Genomic DNA, 18,810 nt, shown 5'->3' with positions numbered 1-18,810 from the left:
GGTGAAGGGATCAGAGATGTTCCGCAAGGTGCTGGTGGCCAACCGCGGGGAGATCGCGATTCGCGCGTTCCGCGCCGGCTACGAACTGGGGGCGCGCACCGTCGCCGTCTTCCCCCACGAGGACCGCAACTCGCTGCACCGGCTCAAGGCCGACGAGGCGTACGAGATCGGCGAGCCCGGCCATCCGGTCCGGGCCTACCTCTCCGTCGACGAGATCGTCCGGGCCGCCCGGCAGGCCGGCGCCGACGCCGTCTACCCCGGCTACGGCTTCCTCTCGGAGAACCCCGAACTCGCCCGCGCCTGCGAGGAGGCGGGCATCACCTTCGTCGGCCCGGACGCGCGGACCCTGGAACTCACCGGCAACAAGGCCCGCGCCGTCGCCGCCGCCCGCGAGGCCGGCGTCCCCGTGCTCGGCTCCTCCGCGCCGTCCACCGACGTCGACGAACTCGTCGCCGCCGCCGAGGAGATCGGCTTCCCCGTCTTCGTCAAGGCCGTCGCCGGCGGCGGCGGGCGCGGCATGCGCCGGGTCGAGGACCCCGCCACGCTGCGCGAGTCCATCGAGGCGGCCGCCCGCGAGGCCGAGTCCGCCTTCGGCGACGCCACCGTCTTCCTGGAGAAGGCCGTCGTCGACCCCCGCCACATCGAGGTGCAGATCCTCGCCGACGGCGAGGGCGACGTCATCCACCTCTACGAACGCGACTGCTCCGTCCAGCGCCGCCACCAGAAGGTCATCGAGCTCGCGCCCGCCCCGAACCTCGACCCGGCCGTCCGGCAGCGCATCTGCGAGGACGCCGTCCGCTTCGCCCGCACCATCGGCTACCGCAACGCCGGCACCGTCGAGTTCCTCCTCGACCGCGAGGGCAACCACGTCTTCATCGAGATGAACCCGCGCATCCAGGTCGAGCACACGGTGACCGAGGAGGTCACCGACATCGACCTCGTCCAGTCCCAGCTGCGCATCGCCGCCGGCGAGACCCTCGCCGACCTCGGCCTCACCCAGGACTCCGTCGTGCTGCGCGGCGCCGCCCTGCAGTGCCGGATCACCACCGAGGACCCCGCCAACGGCTTCCGCCCCGACACCGGCATGATCAGCGCCTACCGCTCGCCCGGCGGCTCCGGCATCCGCCTCGACGGCGGCACCACCCACGCCGGCACCGAGGTCAGCGCCCACTTCGACTCCATGCTGGTCAAGCTGACCTGCCGGGGCCGCGACTTCCGCGCCGCCGTCGGCCGCGCCCGGCGGGCCGTGGCCGAGTTCCGCATCCGCGGCGTCTCCACCAACATCCCCTTCCTCCAGGCGGTCCTCGACGACCCCGACTTCCAGGCCGGACGGGTCACCACCGCCTTCATCGAGGAGCGCCCCCACCTGCTCACCGCCCGGCACTCCGCCGACCGCGGCACCAAGCTCCTCACCTACCTCGCCGACGTCACCGTCAACAAGCCGCACGGCCCCCGGCCCGAACTGACCGCCCCCACCACCAAGCTGCCCCCGCTGCCCGCCGGCACCCGGCCCGGCAGCGCGCCGCCCGCCGGCTCCCGGCAGCGGCTCGCCGCCCTCGGACCCGAGGGCTTCGCCCGCGCCCTGCGCGACTCGCCCACCCTCGGCGTCACCGACACCACCTTCCGCGACGCCCACCAGTCGCTGCTCGCCACCCGGGTGCGCACCAAGGACCTGCTGGCCGTCGCCCCCACCGTCGCGCACACCCTGCCCCAGCTGCTCTCCCTCGAATGCTGGGGCGGCGCCACCTACGACGTCGCGCTCCGCTTCCTCGCCGAGGACCCCTGGGAACGCCTCGCCGCCCTCCGCGAGGCCGTACCGAACATCTGCCTCCAGATGCTGCTCCGCGGCCGCAACACCGTGGGCTACACCCCGTACCCCACCGAGGTGACCGACGCCTTCGTGCAGGAGGCCGCCGCCACCGGCATCGACATCTTCCGCATCTTCGACGCGCTCAACGACGTCGGGCAGATGCGGCCCGCCATCGACGCCGTGCGCGAGACCGGCACCGCCGTCGCCGAGGTCGCCCTCTGCTACACCGCCGACCTCTCCGACCCGGGGGAGCGGCTCTACACCCTCGACTACTACCTGCGGCTCGCCGAACGGATCGTCGAGGCCGGCGCCCACGTCCTCGCCGTCAAGGACATGGCCGGACTGCTGCGCGCCCCCGCCGCCGCCACCCTGGTGTCCGCGCTGCGGCGGGAGTTCGACCTGCCGGTGCACCTGCACACCCACGACACGGCCGGCGGCCAGCTCGCCACCTACCTCGCCGCCGTCCAGGCCGGGGCGGACGCCGTCGACGGCGCCGTGGCCTCCATGGCCGGCACCACCTCCCAGCCCTCGCTGTCCGCGATCGTCGCCGCCACCGACCACTCCGCGCGCCCCACCGGCCTCGACCTCCAGGCCGTCGGCGACCTGGAGCCGTACTGGGAGAGCGTCCGCCGGATCTACGCGCCCTTCGAGGCCGGCCTCGACGCGCCCACCGGCCGCGTCTACCACCACGAGATCCCCGGCGGCCAGCTCTCCAACCTGCGCACGCAGGCCGTCGCCCTCGGCCTCGGCGACCGCTTCGAGGACGTCGAGACCACCTACGCCGCCGCCGACCGGATGCTCGGCCGGCTCGTCAAGGTCACCCCGTCCTCCAAGGTCGTCGGCGACCTCGCCCTGCACCTCGTCGGCGCCGGCGTCGCCCCCGAGGACTTCGAGGCGGCCCCCGACCGCTACGACATCCCCGACTCCGTCGTCGGCTTCCTGCACGGCGAACTCGGCACCCCGCCCGGCGGATGGCCCGAACCCTTCCGCACCAAGGCGCTGCGCGGCCGCCCCGGACCCAAGCCGCCCCAGGACCTCACCCCGGAGGAGCGCGAGGGCCTCGCCAAGGACCGCCGCCGCACCCTCAACCGGCTGCTCTTCCCCGGCCCGACGAAGGCCTTCGAAGCCCACCGGCAGGCGTACGGCGACACGAGCGTCCTCGACAGCAAGGACTTCTTCTACGGGCTGCGCCCCGGCAAGGAGTACGCCGTCGACTTCGGCCCCGGCGTGCGCCTGCTCATCGAGCTGGAGGCGATCGGCGAGGCCGACGAACGCGGCATGCGCACCGTCATGTCCACCCTGAACGGGCAGCTCCGCCCGATCCAGGTCCGCGACCGGGCCGCCGCGGCCGACCTCCCGGTCACCGAGAAGGCCGACCGCGCCGACCCGGGCCACGTCGCCGCCCCGTTCGCCGGGGTCGTCACCCTGGCCGTCGCCGAGGGCGACGAGGTCGAGGCCGGTGCGACCGTGGCCACCATCGAGGCCATGAAGATGGAGGCCTCCATCACCGCCCCCAGGAGCGGCCGGGTGGCCCGCCTCGCCATCGGCCGCGTCCAGCAGGTGGAGGGCGGTGACCTGCTCGTCGAACTCGCCTGACGGGCGGACCCGGGCACCGTACGGGTGCGGTACGGCGTGCGGTCCGGGTTCGGGTACGGGTACGGGGACGGGCGCGGACCCGGGCGGTCAGCCGGCCGCGCGCAGCGACAGCACGTACGTCGCCGTCAGGGCCACGCCCGGGTCCGCGTCCCCTGCCAGTTCCGCCAGGGCCCGCGAGGTCGTCGCGCCGGGGACGCCCGCGAGCGCCTGGGTCAGCCGGCGGCGCGCCCCCGGGTCCCGGCCGTCGCCGTCCAGGCGTTCGACGAGCGCCGTCGCGATCCGGTCCGCCACGAGCGGATCGGCCGCCAGCGTGCTCAACGCGTCGGCGGCGTCCCCGTCGTTGCGCCCCTCGACGACCAGGTCCACCAGCGTCGGGACCGCCTCGGGCACACCGCGCGCGCCGAGCGCCAGGGCCGCGTACCCGCGCACCACGCCGTCCGCGTGGGAGAGCGCGTCCGCGAGCAGTTCGCCCGCCGCGGCGCCGGGCAGCTCCGCCAGGGAGCGCACGGCCCGCCGCCGCACCTCGCCGGACGGCGAGCCGAGGCCCCGCGCGAGCAGCTCCGCGCCCCGGTCCCCGCCCGACTGGGCCAGGGCCCAGCGCAGCGCCCCGGCCACGCTCGGGTCCGGCTCGCCGAGCACGGCCTCGACCAGCGCCTCCACCGGCACCGGAGCCTCGTCGACCGCCGAGAGCGCGGCCCGCTGCCGGGTCTCCGGACGGGCCGAGCCGAGCGCCTGCAACAGCGCCACCGTCTGCAGCACGTCCTCCCAGCCGGCCGGCTCCGCCGCGTCGATCCGTCGCAGCCGGGTGAGCAGCTCCGTCTCGGCGGCGATCCGCTCCCGGGTCCGCCGGGCCAGGTCCGCCACGAGCTCCGCCGGCGCGAAACCGGGATCGTCCAGGGCCCGCCCCACCTCGCGCAGCGACAGACCGAGCGACCGCAGGCTCTCGATGTGGAAGATCCGCCGGATGTTCTCGTCGGAGTACTCCCGGTAGCCCGTGCCGCTGCGGCCCGTCGGCCGCACCAGACCCAGCGACTCGTAGTGCCGCAGCATCCGCGCGCTGACCCCGGAACGCCGCGCCACCTCGCCGATCCGCACCGCCTACCGTCCTTCCCGGGCCGCCCCGCCGAGCGCCACGACCCGCTTCGCCTCCTCGACGGCGGACGCGAAGGCGGCGTCCGGGTCCCGCCACAGGCGCTCCGTCGCCAGCGCGTGCTCCCGCACCGGCGGGTCGCCGTGCGCCGCCGCCCGGCCCAGCACCGGAAGCATCACCTCGCCGAGCGCGATCAGCGCCCGGCTCAGACTCAGCCGCGTCTCCAGCGGGCCGCGCCCGAGCTGCCCCGCCAACCCTACGGCCAGGTCCCGCTCGCCACCCGCCGGCACGAGCACCACCGCCGCCCGCCAGGCGCTGCGCGCCACCTCGTCGTCGGCGTCGGCGAGCAGCGCCGGCGTGATCACCGGCCACGCCCGCCGGTCGCCGATCTTGGACAGCGTGTGCAGCGCCTGGCCGCGCGCCCGCGCACCGCCCGCGCGCACCTCGGCCATGAGCAGCGGCACGGTCACCGGGGCCGGGTGCCGGGTGAGCGCCCAGGTCAGCATCTCCCGCACCTGGAAGTCCGGTTCCACCGCGCACCGCTCGACGAGCGGACCGACCTGGGCCGGGTCCGGGGCCGAGCCGATCGTCAGCGCCGCCCGCAGGCGCACCGACGCGCCGGGGTGCTCCAGTGCCCGCAGCGCCGGGTTCGCGGGGCCGGGTTCGTTCGTGGTCATCGGGGCCACCTCCTGCCCCGCAGTCAAGAGCTTGTCACCGTGTCAAGGTCAAGCCGGACCGGGAACCGCCGGGGCCCGGACGGACTCTGATGTCGTAGACCCCGCGAGCACGCGGACGGGTGGGCGGGGCGGACGGCACGAGTGGGACGGGGGCGGGCGCGGTGAGCGGGGTGCGGTACGGCGAGCAGTCGTGGAATCCGCTGGCGCGGACGGTCGAACTGACCGAGGACGGGCTGCGCAGGGGCGGCCGCACCACGCCGCTGGCCGAGCTGAACCTCGCGGCCATGGCCGAGGCGTACCAGCGCGGCCACTGGCTCGGCGGCGGGGGCGCCGAACGGCCCCTGGACCGGCTGCCCCACGGCGCCGGCATCGTGCCGGTGACCCGGGTGACCGGCACCAGCACCCCGGTGAAGGTCCGCCGGGCGGCCGAGTTCGCCCGCGCGCTCGGCGAACTGGCCCTGTGGCACAGCGGCGGCCCGGAGGGCGTGGGCGCCCTGGCCGGCCGCGCCTGGGCCGAGGGCGTACCGCTGTGGATCGCCCGCCGGCGGACGGAGGGTCCGGCCGGTCCGATCACCGTCGCCGTGGACCGGCGCCTGGTCCGCGTCGACGTCTGGGGGCCGCGGGCGCCCGTCGTCCGTCTCCGGGCGCCGCACGGTTTCCACCGCGACGACACCGAACCGGCCCGCGGCCTGCGGCTCTCCGTCGGCGACCGCACCGCGGCCCTCGCCCTGCGCAAGAAGCTCCGCAAGTCCCGCAGTTCGGTGGAGGCCGTGCTGCCCGGCGGCCCGCACTGGACGCTGCGCCGCGCGACGCGAGCAGCTCGTGGCTGCTGCGCGGCGAGCGGCGCGTCGCCCTCCTCACCCGGCCCCCGCGCCGGCCCGCCCTCGCGCCGGGCACGGTGCTGCTGCCGCTCGCGCCCGTACGGTACGAGAGCGCCGACCCGCTGGACGCGGTGATCGCCCAGGTCTTCGCCGCCGCCTTCGGCCTCGGCGACACCACCGGCCTGGCCCGCTTCCCCTCCGTGCGGCGCAGCGTGGACGGCGGCGAGCCCCTCGCCACGGACGCCGACTGGGGCCGCTCCTGGTTCAGCAACCTGGGCAGCGGCAGCGACGACAACGAGCCCGGCGGCGGCGACGGCTGGGGCTCGGACGGCGGGGACGGCGGAGACGGCGGCGGGGGAGACGGTGGCGGCGACGGCGGGGGCGGCGACGGCGGGGGCGGCGGGGGCGGCGACTGAGACCCGGCACCACGCCCGCCGTCAGGCCAGGTGATCGGCGATCAGCGCCGCGAACTCCCGGGTCGTCGTCTTCGGCGCCGCGTCCGGCGACGCCGCCCTCACCACACCCACCACCTGGTCTTCGCACCCCGGTCCAGATCAGGGGCCTGCACACCGGCGCCCCGGCGACCCGCGCCCCGGACCGCTACCGCTCGGTGCCCTCGGCCCCTGGAGCCGGTTCGATTCGACCGGCTGGTCCCGGCCGGTCACGGGTGCGGCACCAGTGCCACCGGAGCCGGGCTGTGGTGGAGCAGGGCGTGGGCCGTGCTGCCGAGGTGGGCGGGGGTCAGCGGGGAGCGGTGGCTGCGGCGGCCGAGGACCGCCAGGGCGGCGCGGGAGGCGGCGTGGACGAGCTCGGGGCCCGGCGAGCCGGGGACCGCGCGGGCGGTGACCGGCACCTCCGGGTGACGGGCGCGCCACGGGACGAGGAGGTCGTCGAGGGCGCGCTGCGCCTCCGGGGGAGCGGCCGGGGCGTGCCGGCGGTGGGCGTACGTCACGTGCAGGGGGCTGCCGCGCCGGGTGGCCGCAGCGAAGGCGAAGGCCAGTACTTCGTCGGCCGGTTCCCGTACGTCCACCCCCACCGACACCGGCGCGTCGGGCGGCACCGGCGGGTCGGCCGCGCGGACCAGCACCACGGGCCGTTCCACCAGGCCCGCGACGGACAGGCCGACCGAGCCCAGGAAGTAGCCGGCCACGGCGCCCAGCGCGCGCGAGCCGAGGACCAGCAGCTCCGCGTCGTCGGCCGCGCCGACCAGGGCGGCCACCGGGGCGCCGGGCAGCAGCCGGGTGGTCACGGACAGGCCCGGCCGGCGCTCGCGCAGGGCCGCCGCCGTGCGGGCGAGCAGCTCCTCCGCCCAGGGCTCGACCGGCCGCCGCGCCACCATCGGCACCAGGACGTCCGGCGAGGGCACGAGCACGTGCACGAGGCGCACCGCGGTGCCGCCGCGCAGGACCGCCTCGTCCGCCGCCCACGCGGCGGCGGCCTCCGCCTGCTCCGTGCCGTCCAGACCGACCACGATGCCGGGTGCCATGCACGGTCACCTCCTGTGCGTCCGCAGTTCCGCGCCCGCTGCCCGCGTTCCCCCCGACACGTCCATCATTCGTGGCACCGCCGCTCCGGGCCACCGCGCCGTTGCGCCCCTCCGCCCCGCGGGTGCGAGGGTGGCAGAAAGAGGCACCGCACACCGGTCCCCCGCCCGTCTCCGGGGCGCACCGGGAAAGGAGCGCCATGAGCACCGAGGAGAGGGGCGTGGGCAGCGGGAACACGGCCCGGAGCGGGCGGCTCGGCCATGTCGTCGCCGGGGTCGACGGATCGCCGTCGGCCCGCACGGCGGCGCTCTGGGCCGCCGCCGAAGCCGCCCGGCGTGGGCGCGACCTGCACCTGGTGCACGCCGCCGACACCGACCGGCGCGCCCTCTTCACCGACGCCGAGACCGTGCAGGAGGTCCGCGAGGCGGGCCGTGACCTGCTGATCCGCACGGCCGACGCGGTGCGGGAGCGCTTTCCCGGCCTTGTCGTGACCCGGGAGCTGGGCCGTCAGGAACCGGTCGCCGCGCTGCTCGCCGCCGCCGGCCGGAAGGGCACGATCGTCGTCGGCCACCGCGGGCTCGGCGGGTTCGCCACCCTGATGCTCGGCTCCGTGGGCCTGGGCGTGGCGGGCCGCGCCGAGGTGCCGGTGATCGTCGTACGCGGGGACGACGAGCGCCCCACGGACCCCACGGGCCGCGACGGCCCCGCCCACGGTACGGTCGTCGCCGCCGTGCACGACGCCTCCGACCTGGGCTGGTTGCGGCTCGCCGCCGCGGAGGCCGAGGCCCGCGGGGCGGCCCTGCGCCTGGTGCGGGCCGGGAGCCCGTTCGCCCACCCCGGCGGCGCGCAGGCGCCGGACGATCTCGCCGCCCGGATCCGCGCGGCACACCCCGGGCTTGCGGTCACCGCTCACGCGGAGTCCGGCGCGGGCGCCGCGGGGATCCTGATCGAGGCGAGCCGGGGCGCCGACCTCCTGGTGGCGGGCCGGGGCCGCCGTACGCTCGCCCTGGGCCGCGCCCTGGGCCGGGTCGCGCACGCACTGATCCATCACGCCCACTGCCCGGTCGAGATCGTCCCGCACGCCTTCCCGGACACGGGCACGGACCCGGACAGGGCCACGGCCCCGGACACCGACATGGACCCGGACCCGGACACCGGCACGGGTGTCGCGGACGCCTCGGGTACGGACGGCTCGCGGGACGCCGGCTGAGCCGGGCGGGCCGGGTCCGGGCTCAGTCCGGCGCGTCGGCCCCCCGCCGGGCCGCCGCGCCCGTCCGCGCCTCGATCCGGTGCCGTACCACCGTCGTCAGGACCGTCAGCCGGGTCGACGCCGTGGGCACGGGCGGCACCGGGTCCGTGATGCGGCGGGCCTCCTCCGGGAGCGCGGCGAGGTCGGCCTCGCAGCGGGCCCGCGCGTCGGCGAGGGTGTCCGGCGGTCCGGTCCGCAGGCCCGCGCGCATCACCGTGCGCAGCAGCGGCTCGGTGCCCTCGGGCGGCTCCTCGTTCGCCAGGCCGATGACGTCGCGCAGCCCGGGGCCGCGGAAGACCTGCTTGGGGCCGGGCGCCGTGACCTTGCCCGCGGACAGCTTCATCACCGGCCGCCCGTCGTACTCGACGAGCTTGTACGCCGCGTCCAGGTAGGGCGCGTCGGCGGCCGTGCCGACCTTCGAGCCCACCGCGTACGCGTCGATCGGCGCCCCCTCGCGTACGAGCCGGTCCACGGCGTACTCGTCCAGGCCGCCGCTCGCGATGATCCGCACCTCGCCGAGGCCCGCCGCGTCGAGCGCGGCCCGCGCGCGGCGGGCCTGCGCCGCCAGGTCCCCGCTGTCGAGCCGGATCCCGCACCCGGCGCCGAGCCCCAGGTCGGTGAGGACCCGGGCGGCCGTTGCCACCCCGCGGTCCGTGTCGTACGTGTCGACGAGGAAGGTCACCGGCCCCGGGTGGGTGCGGGCGAAGGCCCGGAACGCCGCCTCCTCGGACGGGAAGGCCTGGACGTAGGAGTGGCCCATGGTGCCGGCGGCCGGGACGCCCCAGCGGTGCGCGGCGGCGACGTCACTGGTGCCCGCGAACCCGGCGAGCGCGCACAGCCGGGCCACCCGCAGACCGGCCTCGGGCCCGTGCGTGCGGCGCAGCGAGAAGTCGACCAGCGGTCGTCCGGCGCCGGCCAGCACGCACCGGGCGGCCTTGGACGCGATCGCCGTCTGGTGGGCCACCAGGGACAGCAGGTGCGTCTCGACCAGCTGGGCCTGCGGCAGCGGCGCGGTGACCTCCAGGAGCGGCTCGCCCGCGAACACCAGGCGCCCCTCGGGCACGGCGCGGACCTCCCCGTCGAAGGACAGGCCGCGCAGCGGCTCCAGGTCCGCGACGGGCCGCCGCAGCACCTCGGCGAACTCCTCGACGTCGGCCCGGCCCACCCGGTAGCGGGAGAGGTGGTCGAGGGCCGCGTCGAGTCCGGCGGCGACCAGGAAGCCCCGGCCGGGCGGCAGGTCGCGCACGAAGAGGCTGAACGTGGCCGGCGCCCGCATGTCCTCCCGCAGGTAGGACAGCGCCATGGTGACCTCGTACAGGTCGGTGGACGTCACCTCGGACATGCTTCGAGGATGCGCGGCCGGCCGGCGCCCCGCACGGCGACACCGGCGCCGTCAAGCGGAGGTGGGGGAGGGACCGGGGTCCGGGCTGGCGGCGCCGCGCTGTTCGGCGAGGAGCCAGGCCGCGTGCCCGCCGAGCAGGTCGGAGACGTCCGGGAAGCCGTGGTGGCGCAGCAGGCTGGCCGCGACGGAGGACCGGTGCCCGCCCGCGCAGTGCACGACCAGGGGGTGGTCGGCGGGCAGCTCCGCCGTGCGCCGGGGGAGTTCGCTCAGGGGGATGTGCACCGCGTCCGGGACGACGCCGTTCGCCTCCCGCTCCGCGCAGCTCCGCACGTCCACGACGAACGGGGGCGCGTCACCGGCCAGGGCGGTGCGGAGCCGGGCGGCGGTGATCCGCGAGGCGGGGACCACCTCGTCGGGGTGGGCGCGCAGGACGTCCTCGGCCGGGTCGCCCAGATGGCCGGCGACCCGGTCGAAGCCGACGCGGGCGAGGCGGGTGACGATCTCCTCCGCGCGGTGCTCCGGTGCCAGCACCAGGAGCTCGGCGTCCGGATCGAGCACGGTGCCAGCCTGCTCGGCGAAGCGCCCGTCGGCGGGCACGTTGAGGGCCCCGCGCAGGTGCCCGGCGGCGAACTCCCGCGGGTCGCGGGCGTCGACCACGACCGCCCCGGCCGCGCGCCGCGCGACGAACTCGGCGCCGGTCAGCGGCCGGGGCGCGCTCGTGGCGTCGTAGCGCGGGCGGTCCTTGCGGTTGAGCTCGGCGTCGTACGCGAAGTAGCCGGGCGCCGCGGTCTGGCCGGCGGTGACCAGGGCGACGAAGTCCTCCCGGCTCATGGGCGCGCAGGCGTAGTTGGTGGCGCGCTGCTCGCCGACGGTGGACTGCTTCTCCGTGGAGAGGTTCTTGCCGCAGGCCGAGCCGGCGCCGTGCGCGGGGAAGACGCGGACCTCGTCGGGCAGGCCCATCAGCTTGTTCTGGACGCTGTCGTGCAGCATCGCGCCGAGTTCCTCGGCGGTGACGCCCGCGGAGGCGAGCAGGTCGGGCCGGCCGACGTCGCCGATGAACAGGGCGTCGCCGGTCAGCACGCCGTACGGGACGGGGTCGGCGGCGTGCTCGTACACCAGCACGCTGATCGACTCCGGGGTGTGCCCGGGGGTCTCCATGATCTCCAGGACGACCTCGCCGAGCGCGATGCGCTCGCCCTCGGCGAGGGTCCGGATCGGGTACTCCGTCCGCGCGCGCCGGCCGTAGCCGATCCAGGCTCCGGACGCGTCCGCCAGCTCCAGGTGCCCCGCGACGAAGTCGGCGTGGAAGTGGGTGTTGACGACGCCGACGACGGTGAGGCCGTGCGCGCGGGCGTCGGCGAGGTACTCGGAGACGTCCCGGCGCGGGTCGACTACCACGGCCCGGCCGGTGGTCTCGTCGCCGACCATGTAGGAGGCCTGGGAGAGGCAGTCGAGGTAGTACTGGCGGAAGAACACGACGTTCCTTTCGGGCCACGCGAGCGGGTCGAATACCCCAGGGGGTATTCATGCGAACGACCGTAGGCGTGGCCCGTGCGGGCTGTCAAATACCCCACTGGGTATGCGGGCGCGGGGTGGCGGCCCGTGGCCGGAGCACCGCATCGGCTCGGTCGCGGTCAGAGGACCGCGCGGAAGTGCGTGGTGAGGCGCCCGTCCTCGTCCAGGACGTGGAAGGCGAGGGCCGGCGGCTGCTCGCGGTCGGCGGGCCGGTCGCCCTCCCACGGCATCCGCAGGGTCCAGGTGACGGCCGGTCCGACGATCAGCGGGCGGCCCGCGAAGGTGGACGCGGCGGCGGTGTGCGCGTGCCCGGTCAGCACCGCGACGACCCGCGGGTGGGCGTCGAGGAGGGCCGCGAGCCCGTCCGTCTCCTGGAGCGTGCCGGCGTCGGGCAGCGGGTGGTGGAGCGCGACCGGCGGCTGGTGGAAGGCGAGCAGGGCCGGGGTGGCCGGCGGCAGGCCGGCGAGGGTGGTGTCGATCCAGTCGAGGGTCCGCTGCTCCAGGAGCCCCTCGTCCCGGCCCGGGATGGTCGCGTCGCACATCAGCACCGCCGCCCCGTCGACCAGGTGGAGCCGGTTGACCGGCAGGTCGGAGGGGGTCTCGCCGAGCAGGGCCTTGCGGTAGGCCGCGCGCACGTCGTGGTTGCCGGGGCAGGTCAGGACGGGGAACGGCGCGGACAGCAGGCGGGCGGCCTCCTCGTACTCGCTCTCCGCGCCGTGGTCGGCGATGTCCCCGGTGACCAGGAGCGCGTCGACCGGGCGCGGCAGTCCGCGCAGATGGTTCATGACCCGCTCGGCCCGCTCCGTCGAGCGTGGGCTGCCGTCGAGGTGCAGATCGCTGATCTGGGCGAGCAGGACCGTCATCGACGTGTCTCCTTCGTTCGTGCTGCGGGGTTCGTGCCTGCCGAAAGGCCTTCGGGCGGCACGGACTCGTGGTGAGGTTTCACGGACTAATGATTAGACTTCACTTTGCCGTTAGTGAGCGACAGTAGGGCAGGGAGACGAACGTGATCAAGGGGTGGGGTGGCGGCGTGGAACACGGCCTGGCCATGGAGTTGGTCGGCACCGTCCGGCACGACGGCAACGGCGGCGTCGCCGACGACCTGGCCACCGCGGAGCAGACGGCCGCCTGGCTGACCGCGCTCGGCGCGGGGGAACCGGTCGCCGTGGACGAGCGGCTGCACGACGAGGTCATCGCCCTGCGCCGGGCCGCCCGGGCCCTGTTCGCCCGGGCCGTCAGCCCCGCCCCGCCGAGCCCGGCCGACGCGCACCGCCTCATGCCCGCCGGCGAGGCGCTCGCCCTGCTCAACCGCCTCGCCGCGGCCGAGCCGGTCGTCCCGCGGCTCGACTGGCCCGACGAGGGCGAGCCCACGGCCCGCCTGATCCCCTCCACCGGGGACGGCGCGACCGGCCGGGTCGCGGCGCTGGCCCGGGCCGTCGTCGACTTCCTGTCGGGCCCCGACCGGACCCGGCTCCGCGCCTGCGGGGCGCCCCGCTGCGTGCGCTACTTCCTCAAGTCCCACGGCCGGCAGGAGTGGTGCAAGCCCTCCTGCGGCAACCGCGCCCGGGTCGCCCGCCATTACGACCGCCGCCGGCGCGGCCCCGGCGACGGCCCGCAGGAGACCTCCCGCGACGCCTGACGCACGGGCGCCGGGGGCGGGCGGCCCTGCCCGGCCTCAGACGAGGGAGCGCAGCACGTCGACCTCACAGCCCGGCGCGAACGGGTCGAAGCCGTGCTCGACCAGCCAGCGAACCGCCAGCAGGCTGCGCAGCGACCACCAGGCGCGGATCACGTCGCGGTCGACGCCGGTGCCGTAGCCGGCGATGACGTCGTCGAGGTGCTGCTCGTGCCCGAGCGTGAAGGTGGCGAGGTCGTACAGGGCGTCACCCCGGCCCGCCTCGGACCAGTCGATGACGCCGGTCACCTTCTCGCCCTCGACGAAGACGTGGGCGACCTGCAGGTCGCCGTGGGTGAACGCCGGGGTCCAGGGCCGGAGCGCCGCTCCGGCGATCTCGCGGCTCCGGGTGACCAGGTCGGCGGGCAAGGTGCCGTTCGTCACGAGCAGCGCGCACTCGGCGTCGAGTTCCGCCGCCAGCGCGGCGGTGCTCCGCCCGGCCCGGCCCGGCCATGGAGGCGGCGGCGCCTCGTGCAGCTCCCGCAGGACGGCGCCCGCCGCGGCCCACGCCGCCGGCGTCCCGGCCGACGGCCCGCCGAGGCGCCCGAGCGTCGTCCCCCGGAGCGCGCCGATCGCGAGCACGGACGGCTTGCGCCACAGGACTTCCGGCGTCGGGACCGGTGCCAGGGACATCGCCCGGACCTCGACGTCGAGGCGCGCCGGATCGGTGTCCACCTTCAGGAAGACGTCGCCGACGCGCAGCGTCGCGCGCTCGGAGTGGGCGACGACGACGGTGACCTCATCCATGGACGACGAGTATCCCGGGGCTTCCGGCTGGTGTCGCCGGGTTTTCGCGTGCGAGGGGGACACACCCGCCTCCGAACCCCCGTACCCCGAGCGCCGAACCCGGCGTGCCGAACGGGCCCTCCCGGACGGGCGGTTGCGCCCGGCCGCCGCGCCGCGCCGTACCCGTACTCCGCCCGTCCCCGGACCCCACCCGCCATCGAACTCGCATGCGAATCCCGCTATGATCACCGCAGCAAGGCCGTAGCGCAGAGGTCGTCGCGCCCACGCATCGAGCTGGAGGACGTCGGTTCGAATCCGACCGGCCTTGCGTCTGTACGAGGTCGGCGCCGCGGACGGCGGCGCCGACGAGCTGAAGGTCGAAGCGGAACGCCGGTCCCCGGCGCCAGACCGGTGGAGTGGTGATGGCCCAGCCGACAACGCCCGTACGCTGCCCGGCGATCGAGCACCCCGACCTGCCCCCGGCCGACCCCGCGCGGCTCGCGCCGCTGCTCGACCGCCTCGCCGACGCCCGGGCGGTCACCGCCGACGAGACCTTCCCGCTCGGCACCCTGCGCGCGGACGGGCGCGTCGACCTGTGCAAGCAGGGCCTCGGCCCCGGCGGCGCCGCCCGCCTGGTGCCCGCGGCCCTCGCCTCCCCGCACGCCGCCCATCTCCTCCTCGGCACCAACTCCCTCGGCGACGAGGGCGTCCGCCCCCTGGCCGAGTCCCTCACCGAAGCCCGCCGCACCGCCGTCGGCGCCACCGGTGACACCGGCGCCGGGCACCGGGCGCACACCCTCTACCTCGGCTGCAACCGCATCGGCCCGACCGGAGTGGCCGCCCTCGCCGAAGCGCTCGCCGAGGACACCACGGTGCGCGCCCTGTGGCTCAAGCGGAACCCGGTCGGCCCGGCCGGTGCCCGCACCCTCGCCGGGCTGCTGCGCCGCAACACCGCGCTGCGCACCCTCGACCTGGTCAACTCCGGCATCGGAGCCGAGGGCGTACGGGCCCTGCTCGACGCCCTCCTGGACCGCCCCGCCCCGCTGGAGCGCCTCTTCCTCGGCGGCAACGGCCTGACCGCGGCCGACGCCCCGCTGCTCGCCGCGCTCGTCCGCGACGCCGGCGTGCGCGAGCTGTACGTGCCGGCCAACCACCTCGGCGACGCGGGCACCGCCGTCCTCGCCGCCGCGACCGACGCCGCGCGCCCCGTCCGGCTCGGCATCGGCGGCAACGGCATCGGCCCGGCCGGGGCCCGCGCCCTCGCGGACGCCCTCGCCGGCATCGACACCCTCGACCTCGGCCGCACCCTGTCCGAGCGCAGCCTCGGCGCCCCCGGCAACACCACCGGCGACGAGGGCGTCCACGCGCTCGCCGCCGCCCTGCCCGGCAGCCCGCTGCGCCGCCTCGAACTGCGCCACACCGGCCTCACCGGCCGCGGCGCGAAGACCCTCCTCGGCGCCCTCGACGACGGCCACCGCCTCGAGTACGTGGGCCTCGGCCCCGGCCTGCCCCGCCGCGTGAAGCGCTCCTTCGCCGAGCGGCTCCGCCCGGCCCGCCCCAGCCACCCCGACCTGCGCGCGATCGGCAGCCTCTACCGATGACCCCGTCCGCCTCCCCGCAGATCCGACCGCTGCCCGGAACCCTCTCGCGGGCCGACGCCGCCGCCTGGGCCCGCATCCGCCGCTTCGCCGTGCCCGCCTCGATGATCGAGCGCGCCACCGAGGCCCGCCTCGCGGGGGACTGGCGGGCCGCCTGCGCCGCGGCCGCCGTCGACGTCCCGGACGAGCTCGACCCCGAGCGCGTCGCCGAGCGCCACGGCCCCGCGACCGCCGCCCGACTCGCCGACGACCTGCGGCACTTCGCCCCCGACCTGATGCGCTGGCACCTGCCGCGCACCCTCGGCGGCCACACCACCCTCGCCGGCGGCCACCGGATCGTCCTCGCCTCCTACGGCCCCGGCGGGCCCGTCCTGTCCGTCCTCACCCTGCCCATGCTGGAAGGACCGCAGCGGCCGCGCCTCCACCTCGGCCCCGCCGTGCCCCCGGGAGCGCGCGACAAGCTCCACGGCGTCTGGTACGTCACGGAGGACTGGACCTGCGCCCGGCGTTTCTGGGACGCCCGCCGCACCGCCGAACTGCGCCTCAGTGTCGCTCCCGTCGCCACCGGCCGACTGCCCTTCCTGCACCCGGACGGCACCCCGCTCGACCCGGCCGAACTGCCCGACACGGACCCGGGACCGGACGCCGACCCGGCCACCCGCGCCGAGTGGATCGCCGTGCTGCGCTCCCGCGGCGCGCACGTCGAGGCCTACGCCGCCGCCGGACTCGACCTCGACCTCACGCCCCCGGAGTCCACGGACCGGAGCCGGTACGCCTCCCGGCGGGCCGTGGACGTCCACAACCTCGTCGCCAGTGACACCCTGGACCTCGCCCGGCTCGCCCCCGAGCTGCGGCTCCTCGCGAACGCGGGCCGCGGCAGCCGGTTCCGCGTGCCCGTGCACTGGACCGGCCTGCTCCGGGTCACCCTCGACGCCCCCGCCGACGGCGGCCCCGGCACCGACACGTCGGCCGTCCGGGTCGCGGGCATCGAGCGCCGGCAGGACGAGGACCTGCCCGTACTGCCGCGGTACGCCCGGCAGGTGCTGCCCGACGCCGCGCTGCTGCGCGCCGGACGGATCACACCCGAGCGCCTGCACCCGCTGGTCTCCGCCGCCCTGTTCCCGGACGCCCCGCCCGCCACCGGCCCGGAGGGCCCGCACGCGGCCGCCGAACCGGTACGGGTCCGCTGCGGCGCCGACTGGCACGAGACCGCCGTACGGAGCGGCGCCCTGGACATCCCGCACACCCGGCAGGAACAACAGCGCGAACAGGCGCTGCGGGCCTTCGGCGGCACCGTCGCCGGCTGCTTCGCCGCCCAGCTGGCCTGGACGACCGGCACCGGACGCCTGCCCCGGGCCCTGCGGGCGCAGCGCCGGCGCCTGTTCGAGTACGTCCAGCACGGCGACACCGCCGCGGTCACCGCGCTCCTGGACGCGGGCTGGGACCCGCACGTGCGCGACGCCCGCGGGCGCGGCCTGCTCCACCTCCTGCACCTCGTGGACCACCGGGAGCTGCTGCCGCGGCTGCTCGCCGCCGGGCTCGACCTGGAGGCGCGCGACAAGACGGGGATGACGCCCCTTCAGCTCGCCGTCGCGCAGCAGGGCCCGGTCGCGCTGGTGCGCGACCTGCTGGCCGCCGGGGCCCGCACCGACGTGGTGGACGAGATGGGGCTCTCCCTCGCCCAGGTGATCCGCCGCTACCAGCGCACCGACCTGCTGTTCCTGCGCCGCCGGCTGCTGGCCGAGCATCCGGAGCTCGGCGCCCGGTGGTTCGAGAACTACCTGGACGACCGCAACCGGCACGGCGGGTGGGACGAGGACCCGGGCTGGGACGCCGAACCGGAAGCGGACGAGGACCGGGAACCGGATCCGGGACCCGCACCTGACCCGGGTGCGGACCAGGAGCCCGACCCGGGACCCGGACCGGACCTCGCCCGAGACCGGCGACCCGAGCCGGACGCGGCCCGGAACGACGACCGGCACCAGAACGGGGACACCGCCGAATGACCACCGCCGCCACCCCGCCCCGCGCCGAGGGCGTCCCGGCCGCGCTCGCGGCCGCCGACGGCCTCAACGCCCGGCTGCGGGCCACCCGTACCGAGGCCGCCGGCAACCCGCAACTGGAGGCCCTCGCCCTCGCCGTGACGGCGAACCAGCCCGTCCTGCTGTGGGGCGAGCCCGGCATCGGCAAGTCCGCCGGCATGCAGCAGCTCGCGGACGCCCTCGGCGTGGCCCTGGAGACCGTCGTCGCCAGCGTCCACGAGCCCTCCGACTTCGCCGGCCTGCCGATCGTCGGCGACGACCCGGCCCGCACCGGCGTGCCGATGGCCCCGCCGGACTGGGCCGTCCGGCTCGCCCGCACCGGCCACGGCCTGCTGTTCTTCGACGAGTTGTCCTCGGCCCCGCCCGCCGTGCAGGCCGCCCTGCTCCGGGTCGTGCTCGAACGGCGCGTCGGCAGCCTCACCCTGCCCGAGCCGGTGCGGATCGTCGCCGCCGCCAACCCGCCCTCCAGCGCCGCCGACGGCTGGCACCTCAGCCCGCCGCTCGCCAACCGCTTCGTCCACCTCGACTGGACCCACGACCCGCGCACCGTCGCCCGCGGCATGGCCGGCACCTGGCCCGAGACCGCGCTGCCCCGGGTCGACCCCGGCCGGGTCCCCGGTGCCGTCGCCCGCGCCCGCGGTGTCGTCTCCGGCTTCCTCACCGCCCGCCCCGGCCTCGTCCACCAGCTGCCCAAGGAGGCCGAGGGCCGCGGCCGCGCCTGGCCGTCGCCGCGGTCCTGGGAGGCGGCGCTGCGGCTGCTCGCCACCGGTTACGCCTCGGGCGCCGGGCAGCAGGCCACCGCGGCCGCCGTCGTCGGCGCCGTGGGCGAGGCCGCCGGCCTCGAACTGCTCTCCTACCTGGAGAACCTCGACCTGCCCGACCCCGACAAGGTGCTCGCCGACCCGGCCGCCTTCGCCCTGCCCGAGCGCGGCGACCGCCAACTCGCCTTCCTGGTCGCCGTCGTCGCCGCCGTGCAGAGCGAACCCACCCGCCCGCGCTGGGAGGCCGGCTGGGAGGTCCTCGCCAAGGCCGTCGACGCCGGCGTCCCCGACGTCGCCGCCCGGGCCGCGCGCGACCTCGCCGTCCTGCGCGAGCCGGACTGGCCGATCCCGCCCGGCATCGACGCCTTCCTGGAACTCCTCCAGCTGGCCGGCGCCCTGCCCGGCGCCCGCTGACCGGCGCCGC

15 protein-coding genes and 1 pseudogene are annotated in these 18,810 nt (G+C 76.8%); 9 read left to right on the top strand and 7 right to left on the bottom strand.

The genetic code is table 11. The features are described 5' to 3' along the window. Window positions 1-16 precede the first annotated feature (16 nt). Window positions 17-3,406: a pyruvate carboxylase gene (locus ACIGW2_RS14520; RefSeq protein ID WP_399844128.1), complete on the top strand. Its 3,390-nt coding sequence runs from the start codon at window positions 17-19 to the stop codon at window positions 3,404-3,406. Between the two features lie 87 nt (window positions 3,407-3,493). On the opposite strand, the gene ACIGW2_RS14515 is transcribed toward ACIGW2_RS14520, so the two are convergent. Both ACIGW2_RS14515 and ACIGW2_RS14510 read right to left on the bottom strand, forming a co-directional pair. After that, window positions 3,494-4,501 carry a HEAT repeat domain-containing protein gene (locus ACIGW2_RS14515; RefSeq protein WP_391655008.1) on the bottom strand — a complete coding sequence of 336 codons (1,008 nt, stop codon included), beginning with the start codon at window positions 4,499-4,501 and terminating at the stop codon, window positions 3,494-3,496. Between the two features lie 3 nt (window positions 4,502-4,504). Beyond that, entirely contained in the window at window positions 4,505-5,173 is a 669-nt protein-coding gene (locus tag ACIGW2_RS14510; RefSeq protein WP_399843767.1) for a HEAT repeat domain-containing protein, read from the bottom strand. 161 nt (window positions 5,174-5,334) lie between these two features. On the opposite strand from ACIGW2_RS14510, the gene ACIGW2_RS14505 reads away from it, so the two are divergent. Then, window positions 5,335-6,129: a hypothetical protein gene (locus ACIGW2_RS14505; RefSeq protein ID WP_399843766.1), complete on the top strand. Its 795-nt coding sequence runs from the start codon at window positions 5,335-5,337 to the stop codon at window positions 6,127-6,129. Beyond that, window positions 6,072-6,410, top strand: coding sequence for a hypothetical protein (locus ACIGW2_RS14500; RefSeq protein WP_399843764.1), 339 nt, complete (start codon window positions 6,072-6,074; stop codon window positions 6,408-6,410). The genes ACIGW2_RS14505 and ACIGW2_RS14500 overlap by 58 nt, the downstream gene beginning before the upstream one ends. 245 nt (window positions 6,411-6,655) lie before the next feature. Here ACIGW2_RS14500 and ACIGW2_RS14495 read toward each other — a convergent pair whose 3' ends face one another. Further along, window positions 6,656-7,480, bottom strand: coding sequence for a universal stress protein (locus tag ACIGW2_RS14495; protein ID WP_391655011.1), 825 nt, complete (start codon window positions 7,478-7,480; stop codon window positions 6,656-6,658). 197 nt (window positions 7,481-7,677) lie between these two features. On the opposite strand from ACIGW2_RS14495, the gene ACIGW2_RS14490 reads away from it, so the two are divergent. After that, entirely contained in the window at window positions 7,678-8,688 is a 1,011-nt protein-coding gene (locus ACIGW2_RS14490) for a universal stress protein (protein ID WP_399843761.1), read from the top strand. Between the two features lie 22 nt (window positions 8,689-8,710). On the opposite strand, the gene ACIGW2_RS14485 is transcribed toward ACIGW2_RS14490, so the two are convergent. The 3 genes from ACIGW2_RS14485 to ACIGW2_RS14475 form a co-directional block, all read right to left on the bottom strand. Next, window positions 8,711-10,069, bottom strand: a complete 1,359-nt coding sequence (locus tag ACIGW2_RS14485; protein ID WP_391655013.1) for a nicotinate phosphoribosyltransferase — start codon at window positions 10,067-10,069, stop codon at window positions 8,711-8,713. Between the two features lie 51 nt (window positions 10,070-10,120). Beyond that, window positions 10,121-11,545, bottom strand: a complete 1,425-nt coding sequence (locus ACIGW2_RS14480) for a rhodanese-like domain-containing protein (protein ID WP_399843759.1) — start codon at window positions 11,543-11,545, stop codon at window positions 10,121-10,123. 158 nt (window positions 11,546-11,703) lie between these two features. Then, window positions 11,704-12,447, bottom strand: a complete 744-nt coding sequence (locus ACIGW2_RS14475; RefSeq protein WP_399843757.1) for a metallophosphoesterase — start codon at window positions 12,445-12,447, stop codon at window positions 11,704-11,706. 185 nt (window positions 12,448-12,632) lie between these two features. On the opposite strand from ACIGW2_RS14475, the gene ACIGW2_RS14470 reads away from it, so the two are divergent. Beyond that, window positions 12,633-13,223 carry a CGNR zinc finger domain-containing protein gene (locus ACIGW2_RS14470; RefSeq protein WP_399844126.1) on the top strand — a complete coding sequence of 197 codons (591 nt, stop codon included), beginning with the start codon at window positions 12,633-12,635 and terminating at the stop codon, window positions 13,221-13,223. Between the two features lie 36 nt (window positions 13,224-13,259). Here the strand turns inward: ACIGW2_RS14470 and ACIGW2_RS14465 are convergent, their stop codons facing one another. Beyond that, a complete protein-coding gene (locus tag ACIGW2_RS14465; RefSeq protein WP_399843755.1) occupies window positions 13,260-14,006 on the bottom strand; it encodes a phosphotransferase family protein in 747 nt (248 codons plus the stop codon). Between the two features lie 234 nt (window positions 14,007-14,240). Between ACIGW2_RS14465 and ACIGW2_RS14460 the strand changes: the two are divergent. The 4 genes and pseudogenes from ACIGW2_RS14460 to ACIGW2_RS14445 all read left to right on the top strand — a co-directional run bounded on the left by ACIGW2_RS14460 (window position 14,241) and on the right by ACIGW2_RS14445 (window position 18,800). Beyond that, window positions 14,241-14,313 (top strand): annotated as a pseudogene (locus ACIGW2_RS14460). Window positions 14,314-14,407: 94 nt separating this feature from the next. Then, window positions 14,408-15,586 (top strand): gala protein, encoded by a 1,179-nt coding sequence (locus ACIGW2_RS14455; RefSeq protein ID WP_399843753.1) that lies wholly within the window; start codon window positions 14,408-14,410, stop codon window positions 15,584-15,586. Further along, window positions 15,583-17,589 (top strand): ankyrin repeat domain-containing protein, encoded by a 2,007-nt coding sequence (locus tag ACIGW2_RS14450; protein WP_399843751.1) that lies wholly within the window; start codon window positions 15,583-15,585, stop codon window positions 17,587-17,589. Before ACIGW2_RS14455 ends, ACIGW2_RS14450 begins: the two co-directional genes overlap by 4 nt. After that, window positions 17,586-18,800 (top strand): AAA family ATPase, encoded by a 1,215-nt coding sequence (locus ACIGW2_RS14445; RefSeq protein ID WP_399843750.1) that lies wholly within the window; start codon window positions 17,586-17,588, stop codon window positions 18,798-18,800. The genes ACIGW2_RS14450 and ACIGW2_RS14445 overlap by 4 nt, the downstream gene beginning before the upstream one ends. Window positions 18,801-18,810: the final 10 nt, after the last annotated feature.

Origin of the sequence: Streptomyces sp. NPDC053541, from assembly GCF_044544705.1 — a bacterium.
GTDB lineage: Bacteria > Actinomycetota > Actinomycetes > Streptomycetales > Streptomycetaceae > Streptomyces.
Note: the sequence above shows the minus strand (reverse complement) of the source record. Positions and strands in the feature narration are given on the sequence as shown.

What these genes read in the sequence shown, in the direction of transcription:
- ACIGW2_RS14520 (WP_399844128.1), top strand. Translation starts at nt 17, where the DNA reads ATGTTCCGCAAGGTGCTGGTGGCCAACCGCGGGGAGATCGCGATTCGC.
- ACIGW2_RS14510 (WP_399843767.1), bottom strand. Translation starts at nt 5,173, where the DNA reads ATGACCACGAACGAACCCGGCCCCGCGAACCCGGCGCTGCGGGCACTG.
- ACIGW2_RS14495 (WP_391655011.1), bottom strand. Translation starts at nt 7,480, where the DNA reads ATGGCACCCGGCATCGTGGTCGGTCTGGACGGCACGGAGCAGGCGGAG.
- ACIGW2_RS14490 (WP_399843761.1), top strand. Translation starts at nt 7,678, where the DNA reads ATGAGCACCGAGGAGAGGGGCGTGGGCAGCGGGAACACGGCCCGGAGC.
- ACIGW2_RS14485 (WP_391655013.1), bottom strand. Translation starts at nt 10,069, where the DNA reads ATGTCCGAGGTGACGTCCACCGACCTGTACGAGGTCACCATGGCGCTG.
- ACIGW2_RS14475 (WP_399843757.1), bottom strand. Translation starts at nt 12,447, where the DNA reads ATGACGGTCCTGCTCGCCCAGATCAGCGATCTGCACCTCGACGGCAGC.
- ACIGW2_RS14470 (WP_399844126.1), top strand. Translation starts at nt 12,633, where the DNA reads ATGGAGTTGGTCGGCACCGTCCGGCACGACGGCAACGGCGGCGTCGCC.
- ACIGW2_RS14465 (WP_399843755.1), bottom strand. Translation starts at nt 14,006, where the DNA reads ATGGATGAGGTCACCGTCGTCGTCGCCCACTCCGAGCGCGCGACGCTG.
- ACIGW2_RS14455 (WP_399843753.1), top strand. Translation starts at nt 14,408, where the DNA reads ATGGCCCAGCCGACAACGCCCGTACGCTGCCCGGCGATCGAGCACCCC.
- ACIGW2_RS14450 (WP_399843751.1), top strand. Translation starts at nt 15,583, where the DNA reads ATGACCCCGTCCGCCTCCCCGCAGATCCGACCGCTGCCCGGAACCCTC.
- ACIGW2_RS14445 (WP_399843750.1), top strand. Translation starts at nt 17,586, where the DNA reads ATGACCACCGCCGCCACCCCGCCCCGCGCCGAGGGCGTCCCGGCCGCG.